The organism is Actinomadura sp. NPDC048032 (assembly GCF_040653175.1).
Classification (GTDB): Bacteria; Actinomycetota; Actinomycetes; order Streptosporangiales; family Streptosporangiaceae; genus Spirillospora; species Spirillospora verrucosospora.
This window is the reverse complement of the sequence record NZ_JBEZJP010000251.1, coordinates 1-11,760: the sequence shown is the minus strand read 5'-3', so window position 1 is coordinate 11,760 and position 11,760 is coordinate 1. Positions and strand designations below refer to the sequence as shown.

The following is an 11,760-nucleotide window of genomic DNA, read 5'->3' as shown; positions in this document are numbered from 1 at the left end:
AGGATCTGCCGCAGCTCGGCGAGGTGGAAGGTCTCCCACTTCGGGGCGCCGCCGCCGCCGCGGTTCCACCAGTCGGTGTAGCTGCCGCACGGGCCGCCGTCCGGCATGACGACGATCACATCGGCGTCCTCGGTCAGCTCCTCGATGTCGCTGTGCTCGCTCCACGCGGTGTGGCCGTCCCGGCCCGCGGAGGCCCCGTGCAGGAGCCAGAGCGCCGGCCAGGTGCGGGAGGCGTCGCGCGACCAGCCGGGCGGCAGCAGGAGGCGGACGTGGACGACGTCCGCCAGGACGGGGGAGCGCACGGCCAGGTCGAGGACGCGGCGGCGCGGGCGGCGCTCGCCGACCACGGCCGCGCCGTCGTCGGCCGGGGCGCCGGGCGGGGCCGTGCCGCCCGCCGCGATGGACGCGGTCAGCCCGGCGACCGCAACGATGAGTCCCGCTCCCGCCAAGCCGCGCAACCGCATGATCTCCCCCGGTCGTCCAGAGGCGCCTGCTGGTAAAGGTTCCCTCTGACGGGAATGTTTCAACGCTGTGTAATCGGTTTATAAAATGTCGGGCCGGGAGTTCCGGTCCACGTACCCTCCAGGGTGGCGCGGACGAAGGGGGCGACCGGAAGAGATGCGGAGCGTCCAGATGCGGAGCAAGGCGGAGCTGGAATCGGCGATCGCGGGCGGCGGGCGCGCGGCGCTGGTGATCAACTCCCGCTCCCGGCGGGGGCGGCGGCTCTACGGCACGGCGCGCCGCCTGCTGCGCGAGGCGGGCCTGGAGTTCCCGCACGTCTTCCCGGTGACCGACCCGGCCCGCCTGCGGGAGCTGTTCACCGACGTCCTCGCCCTGGAGCCCGACCTCGTGGTCGTCGGCGGCGGGGACGGCACGGTCGCCGAGGCGGTCGGGCACCTGGCGCACCGCGACATCGCGCTCGGGGTGCTGCCGCTCGGCACCACCAACAACTTCGCCCGCAGCCTGGAGCTGCCGCTCGACCTGCCGGGCGCGGTCGCGACCCTCGCCCTCGGCCGGCCGGGCGGCGGGAAGGTCGCCGACGTCGACGTGGGCTGGTTCGAGTCGACGGGCGACCCGCAGGGCGAGGGGCCGGGCGCCGACCGCGAGCACATCTTCGCCAACATGGTCAGCCTCGGCCTGTCGGTCGAGGTCGCCGAGCACGTCCCGCACACGCTCAAGCGGTTCATCGGGCGCCCCGCCTACGCGCTGACGGCGGCGGGGCTGCTGCCCCGGCACAAGGCGTTCACCGCCCGCATCACGATCGACGGCGAGACGCACGAGGTCGCGACGCACCAGCTGAACGTCGCCAACGGCGCGCACCACAGCGGGCAGCGCATCGCCCGCGACGCCAGCCCGGACGACCGGCTGCTGGCCGTGTACCGGCTCGGCGACGAGCGGCGGCTGCGGCTGGCGTCGGCCACGGCCCGGCACGTCCTCACCGGCCCGTGGCGGTCGCTGGAGGACGACGCCTTCCTCACCACGGCGAACGTGGAGATCGAGACCGACCCGCCGATGCAGGTGGACGTGGACGGCGAGGTCCGCGGCCGCACCCCGGTGTCGATCAAGCTGCGCGGCAACGCGCTGCGGGTGATCGTCCCCAGGACGTTCGTCGACACCTGACCGGCCGCGGGCGGCGCGGGCGCCCGGGCCCGTCAGCCGGTCGCGCCGCGCTCGTCGGCCATGACGTAGGCGCCCGCCTCCAGGCGCTCGATCACGCCGAGCGTCCAGGCCCTGGCGGAGTCGGCGGAGTGGACCCACCAGCCGAGCAGCTCGCGCAGGTGGTCGGAGGGGTCCAGCTCGTCCAGGGGCGGGGCGACGGAGGCGCGCCAGGCGGCGAGGCCGTCGAGGCGCTCGCGCAGCAGGGCGAGCGCCTCGGCGCGCGGCAGCTCGGTGAGGAACCCGAGGCCCGCCGTCAGCATCTCCGGATGCCGGACGTCCACCGCGGAGAGGGCGGAGCGCAGCAGCCGGTGGAACTCCGCCCGGCCGGCCTCGGTGATCTCGTAGTCGGTGTGCGGCGGGCCCGCCTCGCTCTCCTCCACCTCGTGGGCGTGCAGCAGGCCCTCCTTGGCCAGCTGCCTGAGCGCGTGGTAGATCGAGCCCGGGTTGACGTGGGCCCACTCGTCCGAGCCCCAGGAGAGCAGCTCACGGCGGACCTCGTAGCCGTGCGCCCGCCCGAACCTGCGCACCCCGCCGAGCACCAGCAGCCGCGTCGTCGACATCCTCTCCCCCTGATCGCAAACCTGTTCAGGGTAGAGGCTCCGGCGGCCGCGCGCGCGGTCCTCACCGCTTCAGTGCGGCGAGATCCTCCGGGGCGAGCACCAGATCCGCGGCGGCGAGGTTCTCCTCCAGGTGGTCCGGGGAGCCGGTGCCCGGGATCGCGAGCATCACCGGCGAGAGCGCCAGCAGCCCGGCGAGCAGCACCTGCGGGACGGTGGCGCCGTGGCGGGCGGCGACCGCGTTGACGCGCGCGTCGTCGGGGATGCCGAACCCGCCGAGGGGGAAGTAGGGGGCGTAGGCGATGTGGTCGCGCTCACACGCGGCGAGGAGCTCGGCGTCCCGCGGCCGCGTCACGTCGAACCGGTTCTGGACGGCCGCGACCGGCGCGATCCCGCGCGCCTCCTCCAGCTGGGCGAGGCTCACGTGGCTCAGCCCGAGGTGCCTGATCAGCCCTTCCTCGCGGAGGGCGGCGAGGACGGCGAAGCGCTCCCCGATCGGCTCGGTCCCCGGCTCCTCCAGCCCGCCGGGCCGCAGGTAGACCAGGTCGAGCCGGTCGAGCCCGAGTTCGGTGAGGTTGCGCTCCACCTCGGCGCGCAGCTCCGGCGCCGGGAGCTGCCCGGACGGGAAGGGGTCGCCCGGGCCCCGGTACGGGCCCACCTTCGTGGCGACGACCAGGCCGGGCGGGTAGGGGGCCAGCGCGGCGCGGATCATCTCGTTGGCCGTGGGGCCGCCCTCGTAGTAGTAGAACGCGGCCGTGTCGATGTGGTCCACGCCCAGCTCGACGGCCCGCTGGAGGATCTTGATTCCGGTGTCCCGGTCGCCCGCGGGCCCGCCGAGGGTGCTCACGGGCAGCCGCATCGCGCCGAAGCCCATCCGGGAGATCCGCAGGTCGCCGCCGAGATCGAAGTGTCGTGTCATGCGGTCCACTGTGCTGCGCCCGCCGGGACGCGGCGACCGGCTGGCAGGTTGCTGCCACGGCGGCGGCCCGCGGGCCGCGTGGCAGACTGGGTCCGTGAGCGCCGATCTGGACCGGAACGTCGTGCTGCGCGGCGAGGAGGAGCTGGTCGAGCGCGCCGGACGGCTGTTCTTCGCGTGCGAGGAGTTCTCGTGCGCCGCGACGGACCAGAACACGTGGGCGCTGCCCGGCCTGCGGGAGTGGATCGTCGCCGAGCGGCGCCGGATCCGGCCCGCCCCGGCCGTCCGCAAGCTGTACAACCCGGCGGCCCTGGCCGACGAGGAGTCCGAGCGGCGGCTCCTCGCGATCGCCGCCGCGGGCGGGCGGGTGCGGATCTGCCCCGCGCCGCTCCCCCACGAGACGATCATCGTGGACCGGAGGGTCGCCATCCTCGCCGGCCCGGTCGAGGGCGGCGTCCGCGAGTACACGGTCGTCCGGTCGCCGGGCGTGGTGAAGGGCGTGGTCTCGCTCTTCGAGGCGACGTGGGAGACGGCGGCCGACCTGGCCGACCACCGGCGCGGCCGGCCGCCCGCGCTGAGCGAGGAGAGCCTGCGCATCCTGCGGCTGCTCGGCGGCGGGCTGAAGGACGAGGCCGCCGCGCGCCGGCTCGGCATGTCGCTGCGCACCTACCGGCGCCGCGTCGCGGAGATCCTGACCCTGCTGGACGCCGACTCCCGCTTCCAGGCGGGCCTGCGCGCCCACGAGTTCGGCCTGGTCGGCTGAGAGCCCCCTCAGCCGCCGACGAGCGGGACGAGGTCGATGAGGATGAGGTGGTTGTCGGTGCCTCCGGAGATCAGGTCGTAGCCGCGGTCCAGCAGCGCGGCGGCCAGCGCCTTGGCGTTCGCGACCACCTGCCGCGCGTACCCGGCGAAGTCCGGCTGCGCCGCCTCCTTCAGCGCGACGGCGATCGCGGCCGTCGTGTGGTTGTGCGGCCCGCCCTGCAGGCCCGGGAAGACGGCCTTGTCGACCGCCTTCGCGTGCTCCGCCGTCGACAGGATCATGGCGCCGCGGGGGCCGCGCAGCGTCTTGTGCGTGGTGGTGGTGACGACGTCGGCGTGCCCGACCGGGGACGGGTGCGCGCCGCCGGCGACCAGGCCCGCGATGTGCGCGATGTCGGCCGCCAGGACCGCCCCGGCCTCCCGGGCGATCTCGGCGAACGCCGGGAAGTCGATCGTCCGCGGGACCGCGGTGCCGCCGCACCAGATCAACTTCGGCCGCTCCTTGAGGGCGAGGTCGCGCACCTGGTCCATGTCGACGCGGCCGGTGTCGGCGCGCACGTCGTAGCGGACGGGGCGGAACCACTTGCCGGTGGCCGACACCGACCAGCCGTGCGTCAGGTGGCCGCCCATCGGCAGCGACAGGCCCATGACCGGGTCGCCGGGCTCCAGGAACGCCATGTAGACGGCGAGGTTGGCGGGCGAGCCCGAGTAGGGCTGGACGTTGGCGTGCTCGGCGCCGAACACGCCCTTCGCCCGCTCGATGGCGAGCAGCTCGATGGGGTCGACGTTCTGCTGGCCCTCGTAGTAGCGCTTGCCCGCGTAGCCCTCGGAGTACTTGTTGGTCAGGACCGTGCCGGCGGCCTCCAGCACCGCCTCCGAGACGTAGTTCTCCGAGGCGATCAGGCGGATCTTCTCGTACTGGCGGCGGGCCTCGGCCTCCACCAGCGCGGCGATCTCGGGGTCTTGGCCCTGCAGATGGGGTACGGCCGGTTCGTGCATCGTGAGCCTCCGCGCTGCTCGCGCCGGGGCTTCGGGCACCCCGGCGAAGGGGACCCGTACACCCAGGCGCGCGGTGTGCGGACTACTTTCGCTCCCCGGTGGTCGTCTCCACCTTGACTGCGCCAGTCGCGTGGGCGCCATCATACCGGGCCGGCCCGCGCCGGCGGGGCGCGCGTGCGGGGACCGAGACCAGGAACAGCCCGCCCAGCAGCAGCAGCGACCCCGCCGCGACCGGCGCCGACATGCGCTCGCCGAGGACGGCCACGGCCAGGCCGGCGGCGACGAGCGGCTCGGCGAGGCTGAGCGTCCCGGCGGTCGCGGCCGTCACCCGGCCGAGGCCGGTGACGAAGAACATGTACGCGGCGGCGGTGGCGGCGAGCCCGAGCCAGGCCACCAGGGCCGCCGAGCGCGGCGCGGCGAGGGCGGGCAGTTCCGGCAGCGTCCAGGGAAGCAGGGCCGCTCCCCCTGCCAGGAGCGTCACCGACACCGCTCCGGCCATCCCGACCCCTCGCATCCCGCCGCCGTGGCCCGTGGGCGTCTCTGCCGACACCAGCACCTTGGCCGAGACCGTGTAGACGCCGAAGCACGTGCCGCCGGCCAGGCTCAGCGCGATCCCGGCCGGGTCCGCGTGGACGGCCTCCCCCGGCACCATCAGCAGCGCCACGCCGCCGACCGCGCAGGCCGTCCCGGCCCACCAGCGGCGGCCGAGCCGGGCGCCCAGGACGAGCCGCTCGCAGAGGCCGGTGGAGACGGGCGCGAGCCCGAACACGACGGCGGTCGCGACGGCCGCGCCGGTCCGGTCGACCGCGCTGAAGAACGACGCCTGGAAGACGCCGGTCGCCGCCGAGGCCGCCGCGAGGGGCGGCCAGGTGCGCCTGGTCAGCGCCAGGAACGCGCGGCGGTCCGCCACGAGCACGAGGACGGCGAGGACGAGCCCGCCCGAGAGGATGCGGGCGCCGCCGACCGCGACCGGGTCCGCGGACGGACCCGCCAGCACCTGCGCCGGCCCGACCGTTCCCCAGAGCACGCCGGCGGCGAGCACCAGCAGCACACCGGATGTGTTGTTCCATCGGTCCATGCCGCCGAAGCTAGGCGAACATGCGGAACTCAGACCTTAGGACCGTCATTCGTTCGCTTCAACCGACCGAGGCCGTCATTCCTTCGCCGCTCACCGAGAACTGCATACCTCAGCTGTAGGGCGTTCGGCCTTCAGGCCGGTGGTCCGACGGAAGTTCGGACTGCTCGACCGGCTGCACGTAGTCGTACACGACGATCGTGCGGACGTCCACGTACTCCTTGCGGCGCGCCAGCCGGTCGAGGACGAAGTCGCGCAGGTACGCGGTGCTCGGCACGGCCACGTGGACGAGCAGGTCCTCGTTCCCGGTCACGACGAAGACCCCGATCGTCTCGGGCATCGAGGCCATGCTGTCGCGCGCGGACTCGATCGCCTCGCGCGACTGCGGCCGGATCCTGATCGAGATCAGCGCCTGCACGCCGCGTCCCAGCCGCTCCAGGTCGGCCGCCGCGTGGAACCCGGTGATGACGCCCCGCGAGCGCAGCGCCCGCGTCCGCTCCAGGGCCGTGGACGGCGCGATCCCCACCGCCTCCGCCAGCTCGCGGTTGGTCTGCCGCCCGTCCCGCTGCAGGCGCCGCAGGATCGCCTGGTCGACCGCGTCCATGTGGTCCCTCCCGAACTGCCCGGCGGACGCCGAACTCCCGCGCGGGAATCGCGCCCGGACGTCCCGTCCCCCGAAGATTATTCGCCGCGGGCCGGGCCCGCCACGGGGCCCGCCATGGTGTCCGCCGCGGTGCACGCCACCGCCAGGAGCGCGCAGGCGCCGACGCCGGTGAGGGCCCACGCCGCGCCCGCCGGGCCGAGGTCGAAGAGGCGGCCGATCACCAGGTCGCCCGCGAAGGAGAACATGCCGGCGCAGAACGCCAGTACGCCGTAGTAGGAGCCGAAGCGCTCCGGCGGAGCGCGCCGGGCGGTCCGCTGGAAGACCGAGGGCTGGACGAGGCCGTTGGCGACGCCGTTGAGGACGGCCGCGAGCATCAGCGGGCCGGGCCGCGTGCCGTCCAGCGCCGCGAGGACGAAGAACCCGGCCGCGGCGCACAGCAGGCCGGTCCGCAGCACCCACGGCCGCTCGCCGCGGCGCCGGACGGCGACGAGGGGCTGGACCGCCGCCGCGACCATCGCCAGCAGGGAGAAGCTGAGCGTCGCCACCGCGGGCGTGAAGCCGAGGAGGGGCACGGCCGTCATGATGTGGGTGGCGAGCAGCGTTGTGGGCGCGGTCAGCAGCGCGAAGTAAAGGAACGCCCGATCGGCGAGCACCGCCCGCACGCCCGCGAGGACGTCGCGGGGACGCGCGGTCGTGCTTCTCCTGCCGGACCGGGGCACGAGAAGGAAGAGGACGCCGGCGACTACCCAGAGTGCGGCGGCCGCCCCCGTCAGGAGCGCGAACCCGGACCCGGTGCCCAGAAGGAGGAGCCCCATCGGCGGGCCCGCGACCGTCGCCAGGTGCTGGGCGGCGACGTAGGCGGCGAAGCCGCCCGACCGGCCGGCGGGACCGACGGACGCCAGCAGGCTGTGGCCCGCGGGGTTGTAGAGCGCCCCGCCGACCGCGATGGCGACGGCCGCGCAGAGCAGCGCCCCCACGCTTCCGGCGAACCCGAGGCCCGCGAACCCCAGCGCGCGCACGGCGCAGGAGATCATTCCGGTCCGGCGCGCGCCGAGCAGGTCGGTGACCGCGCCGACCGGCAGGAGCAGCGCGAACTGCAGGCCCACCCGCACGCCGAGGACCAGGCCGACCGTGCCGGCCAGCAGCCCGAGGTCGTGCCGGAGGTGGGCGACGAGGTGCGCCATCACCGCGAAGAAGCCGAGGCTGGCGGCGAGCTGGATCGCCACGACCACCGCGACGACCCTGCGGTCGGACGGGTTCGCGGCGGGGGCGGGCGGTGGGCCGGGGGGCGCGGGGGCGGGCGCGGGGACGGAGACGGCGGTCACAGCCCTGCCCGGGACAGGTCCGAGACGACCAGCGCGGTGGCCTCCGCGATCAGGGCGTTCTTCGGCGGGGTGTCGTAGCCCGGGCGGTCGGACATGACGGCCACCATCAGCGGGGCGCCCCGGGGAGGCCGCACGACGGCGATGTCGTTGGCCCGGCCGTAGTCGCCGGTGCCGGTCTTACTGGCCGCCTTCCATCCCCGGGGCAGACCCGCCCTCACGCGCTGGGCTCCGACGGCCGTGGCGCTGCGTTCGAGCCAGCCGCGGACCAGAGCGCGCTTGCCGGGCTCCAGCGCGTCCCCGAGGACGATCGCGCGGTAGTCGGCGGCGATCGCCCGGGGGCTCGTGGTGTCGCGGGGGTCGTCCGGACGCACCCTGTTCAGCTCGGGCTCGTAGTCGTCCATGCGGCCGACGGTGTCGCCGAGGCCCCGCAGGTAGGCGGTCAGCCCCGAAGGTCCGCCGACGTCGCGCATCAGCAGGTTCCCCGCCGTGCCGTCGCTGAAGCGGATGGCGGCGTCGCACAGCTCCCGTATGGTCATCCCGGTGGCGACGCGGTCCTTGGTGATCGGTGAGATGGAGTTCACGTCGGCCCGGGTGTAGGTGACGCGCTCGTCCAGGTGGCCGAGCGGGTTGCGGTGCAGCACCGCCGCCGCGGCGAGCGTCTTGAAGGTGGAGCAGAACGCGAAGCGCTCGTCGGCGCGGTGGGCGACCTCGGCTCCGGTCCCGGTCGCCAGCGCGTACACGCCGAGGCGGGCGCCGTGCCGGCGTTCGAGCGCCGCGAACCGCGACAGGTCCGGCGGCGCGGCCGAGCGCCGGGCGGGCGGCGAGGACGGCGCGGACGACGGGCGCTCCTTGTCGCCGCATCCCGCCAGCGGCAGCAGGGCCGCGGCGGCCAGCAGCGCCCGCCGGGAGGTGCCTGACTGCTCGGATGGCATGCGGAGGCACCTGCTTTCCCGGCGGCGGAGGGCGGACGCCGCCCAGCAGACCAGAGCAGCACTCGTGACGTCCAATATGGATATCACTCGTACCGCCATACGCATGTCCATATCAGCGCTGGTCAGGCAGGCCGGGCCGAGGCACCTCACGGCGACCGGCGATTCTGCCGAAGCCCGTGCCCCGCGGTGCCGGCGCCCGGCGGCCCAGGATCCGGCGGCCGGAAAAAGCGTGTGGCCCGACCCCGGAACGGGATCGGGCCACACGGTGCGGCTTCGGCGGCGTCAGCGGGCCGCGGCCTCCATGGCCTGCTTGACGGCGGCGCGCTTCTGCCGGAGCTTGGCGAGCGCCTCCTCCAGGATGGCCTCGCCGTCCTCGTCGCTGCGCCGCTCCTTCACGTACGCGAGGTGGGTCTTGTACGGCTCCGTCTTCGGCGGGGCCGGGGGGTTCTCGGAGTCCTGGCCGGCGGGGAACCCGCAGCGCGGGCAGTCCCAGGTCTCGGGGACCGCGACGTCCGTCGCGAAGCTGGGGCGGGTCTCGTGCCGGTTGGCGCAGTAGAAGGTCACCCAGACGCGGGGGGCGGCGTCGCCGCGCTCCGCCTCTCCCATCGGACCGGCCCCGACACGGCTGCCCCGAATCGCGTTGCCACTACCCACGGAATACTCCTCGCTTGGTGTGCCGCCGCCGCCCGTGACCTTCGAGGACGGCGCGGCGCTCGCATGTGTTGGACGGGCCGGCTCAGCCGACGCCCTTGTGCTTGAACAGCAGTCCCAGCACGACGATCGAGGCGAACCAGACCACCCCGACGCCGATGGTCAGCCGGTCGAGGTTGCGCTCGACCACCGACGACCCTCCGAGGGAGGACGAGACGCCGCCGCCGAACATGTCGGACAGGCCGCCGCCCTTGCCCTTGTGCATCAGGACGAGGACCACCATCAGCAGGCTCGTGACGATGAGCACGATGGACGTTGCGATGATCACGTTTCTTCAGCGCCTTGTCTGTAGTTCAGGACGGAGGTCGAGCCGGACCGGGCGTTTACCCGTCAGCTACGAAGGGTACGACGAAGTCCCCGCTGGTTCGGCAAGAACCCCCGGTTCACGCGGAATTGATCAGATGTGATCAGACCGGCAGATCCCGGTACCGGCAGATCTTGACGAACTCTCCCGGGTCCAGGCTGGCACCTCCGACCAAGGCGCCGTCCACGTCGGCCTGCGCCATGATCCCGGCGACGTTGCCGCCCTTCACCGAACCGCCATACAGGATACGCGCCTCGTCGGCCACACCGCCGTCGTACAGCTCGGCGAGCCGCGTGCGGATGGCCCCGCAGACCTCCTGCGCGTCCTGCGGCGTGGCGACCTCGCCGGTGCCGATCGCCCAGACGGGCTCGTAGGCGATCACCGAGCGCCGCACCTGGTCGGCGGTGATCTTCTCAAGCCCGCCGTCGACCTGCGCGAGCACGTGCGGGACGTGCCCGCCGGCCTTGCGGACCTCCAGCCCCTCGCCCACGCACAGGATCGGGGTGAGGTCGGCGGCGAGCGCGGCCCTGGCCTTGGCGTTGACGACCGCGTCGTCCTCGGCGTGGTACTGGCGCCGCTCGGAGTGCCCGACGACGGCGTAGGTGCAGCCGAGCTTGGCCAGCATCGCCGCGGAGATCTCGCCGGTGTAGGCGCCGGACGCGTGCTGGGAGACGTCCTGCGCGCCGTACTGGATGCCGTACTTGTCGGCCTCGATCAGGGTCTGCACCGAGCGGAGCGCGGTGAACGGCGGGAGCACCGCGACGTCGACGGCCGCGTAGTCGGCGTCCTTGAGCGCGAACGCCATCTTCTGGACGAGCGCGATCGCCTCGAGGTGGTTGTTGTTCATCTTCCAGTTGCCGGCCATGAGCGGCTTGCGGCCGGTCGGGCCGCCGGAAGGGGTCGCGCGGGCCATCGTCAGTCCTCCAGGGCTTGCAGGCCGGGCAGCGTCTTGCCTTCGAGGTACTCGAGGCTCGCGCCGCCGCCGGTCGAGATGTGGGAGAAGGCCGCCTCGTCGAAGCCGAGCAGCCGGACGGCGGCGGCCGAGTCGCCGCCGCCGACCACGGTGAACGCGCCGGAGTCGATGAGGCCCTGCGCGACGGCGCGGGTGCCGTGCGAGTAGGGCTCCATCTCGAACACGCCCATGGGGCCGTTCCAGAAGACCGTCCTGGCGTCGGCGAGGCGCGCGGCGAACAGCTTGCCGGACTCGGGCCCGATGTCCAGGCCCAGCCGGTCGGCCGGGATCGCGTCGGCGGGCACCACGTCGTGGTCGGCGTCCGCGGCGAACGCGGTGGCCGCGACGATGTCGACCGGCAGCACGAACTCGACCCCGGTCTCCTCGGCGCGACGCAGGTACTCGCGGACGGTGTCGAGCTGGTCCTCCTCGAGCAGGCTCCGGCCGACCTCGTGGCCCTGCGCCTTGAGGAAGGTGAACACCATGCCGCCGCCGATGAGGATGCGGTCGGCCTTGCCGAGCAGGTTGTCGATGACCCCGAGCTTGTCGGACACCTTGGACCCCCCGAGCGCGACCGCGTAGGGGCGCTCGACGTCCTCGGTGAGCTTCCTGAGCACCGCGACCTCGGCGGCGATCAGCCCGCCCGCGGCGTGCGGCAGCCGCTTCGGCACGTCGTAGACGGACGCGTGCCTGCGGTGCACCGCGCCGAACCCGTCCCCCACGTAGACCTCGGCGAGCGCGGCCAGCCGGTCGGCGAAGGCGCCGCGCTCGGCGTCGTCCTTGCTGGTCTCGCCCGGCTCGAAGCGCAGGTTCTCCAGCAGCGCGACGCCGCCGTCGGCGAGGCCGTCGGCCGCGGCGCGGGCGGAGTCGCCCACGACGTCGGTCGCGGACGCCACCGGCGCGCCCAGCAGCTCGCCCAGGCGGGCGGCGACCGGCGCGAGCGACAGCTCGGGCTTGACCTGCCCCT

The 11,760-nt window shown here is 74.2% G+C and carries 13 protein-coding genes, 1 pseudogene and 1 riboswitch; of the genes and pseudogenes, 2 read left to right on the top strand and 12 right to left on the bottom strand.

The genetic code is table 11. The features are described 5' to 3' along the window. On the bottom strand, positions 1-464 hold a 464-nt coding region (locus AB0C69_RS27275), incomplete at its 3' end, for an alpha/beta hydrolase-fold protein (RefSeq protein ID WP_360358069.1). A gap of 169 nt (positions 465-633) precedes the next feature. Between AB0C69_RS27275 and AB0C69_RS27270 the strand changes: the two genes are divergently transcribed. Next, complete coding sequence (locus AB0C69_RS27270; RefSeq protein WP_345182273.1) at positions 634-1,620, top strand: diacylglycerol kinase family protein; 987 nt, start codon at positions 634-636, stop codon at positions 1,618-1,620. A gap of 32 nt (positions 1,621-1,652) precedes the next feature. On the opposite strand, the gene AB0C69_RS27265 is transcribed toward AB0C69_RS27270, so the two are convergent. Next, positions 1,653-2,219, bottom strand: a complete 567-nt coding sequence (locus tag AB0C69_RS27265) for a PadR family transcriptional regulator (protein ID WP_345182271.1) — start codon at positions 2,217-2,219, stop codon at positions 1,653-1,655. Positions 2,220-2,280: 61 nt separating this feature from the next. After that, complete coding sequence (locus AB0C69_RS27260; protein ID WP_360358067.1) at positions 2,281-3,135, bottom strand: aldo/keto reductase; 855 nt, start codon at positions 3,133-3,135, stop codon at positions 2,281-2,283. A 94-nt stretch (positions 3,136-3,229) separates the two neighbouring features. Between AB0C69_RS27260 and AB0C69_RS27255 the strand changes: the two genes are divergently transcribed. Further along, positions 3,230-3,895 carry a DNA-binding response regulator gene (locus AB0C69_RS27255; protein ID WP_345182267.1) on the top strand — a complete coding sequence of 222 codons (666 nt, stop codon included), beginning with the start codon at positions 3,230-3,232 and terminating at the stop codon, positions 3,893-3,895. Positions 3,896-3,903: 8 nt separating this feature from the next. On the opposite strand, the gene glyA is transcribed toward AB0C69_RS27255, so the two are convergent. The 9 genes and pseudogenes from glyA to AB0C69_RS27210 form a co-directional block, all read right to left on the bottom strand. Further along, positions 3,904-4,890 (bottom strand): serine hydroxymethyltransferase, encoded by a 987-nt coding sequence (gene glyA / locus AB0C69_RS27250; RefSeq protein ID WP_360358065.1) that lies wholly within the window; start codon positions 4,888-4,890, stop codon positions 3,904-3,906. A gap of 53 nt (positions 4,891-4,943) precedes the next feature. Further along, a riboswitch (ZMP/ZTP riboswitch) is annotated at positions 4,944-5,030 on the bottom strand. 104 nt (positions 5,031-5,134) lie between these two features. Beyond that, positions 5,135-5,968: pseudogene (locus AB0C69_RS27245) on the bottom strand (EamA family transporter); the annotation flags it as partial. A gap of 109 nt (positions 5,969-6,077) precedes the next feature. Continuing rightward, positions 6,078-6,569, bottom strand: coding sequence for an Lrp/AsnC family transcriptional regulator (locus AB0C69_RS27240; protein WP_345184353.1), 492 nt, complete (start codon positions 6,567-6,569; stop codon positions 6,078-6,080). Positions 6,570-6,646: 77 nt separating this feature from the next. Further along, positions 6,647-7,894 carry an MFS transporter gene (locus tag AB0C69_RS27235; protein WP_360358064.1) on the bottom strand — a complete coding sequence of 416 codons (1,248 nt, stop codon included), beginning with the start codon at positions 7,892-7,894 and terminating at the stop codon, positions 6,647-6,649. Then, complete coding sequence (gene bla, locus AB0C69_RS27230) at positions 7,891-8,826, bottom strand: class A beta-lactamase (protein WP_360358062.1); 936 nt, start codon at positions 8,824-8,826, stop codon at positions 7,891-7,893. The genes AB0C69_RS27235 and bla overlap by 4 nt, the downstream gene beginning before the upstream one ends. Before the next feature lie 282 nt (positions 8,827-9,108). After that, on the bottom strand, positions 9,109-9,480 hold the full coding sequence (locus tag AB0C69_RS27225; protein ID WP_149258133.1) for an RNA polymerase-binding protein RbpA: 372 nt from the start codon (positions 9,478-9,480) through the stop codon (positions 9,109-9,111). Between the two features lie 82 nt (positions 9,481-9,562). Beyond that, positions 9,563-9,805 carry a preprotein translocase subunit SecG gene (gene secG / locus AB0C69_RS27220; protein WP_089313386.1) on the bottom strand — a complete coding sequence of 81 codons (243 nt, stop codon included), beginning with the start codon at positions 9,803-9,805 and terminating at the stop codon, positions 9,563-9,565. Positions 9,806-9,944: 139 nt separating this feature from the next. After that, the gene (tpiA, locus tag AB0C69_RS27215; protein WP_360358059.1) at positions 9,945-10,754 is read right to left on the bottom strand and encodes a triose-phosphate isomerase; all 810 of its coding nucleotides are present in this window, start codon (positions 10,752-10,754) and stop codon (positions 9,945-9,947) included. 2 nt (positions 10,755-10,756) lie between these two features. Beyond that, the coding region (locus tag AB0C69_RS27210) for a phosphoglycerate kinase (protein WP_360358058.1) at positions 10,757-11,760 on the bottom strand (1,004 nt) is incomplete at its 5' end.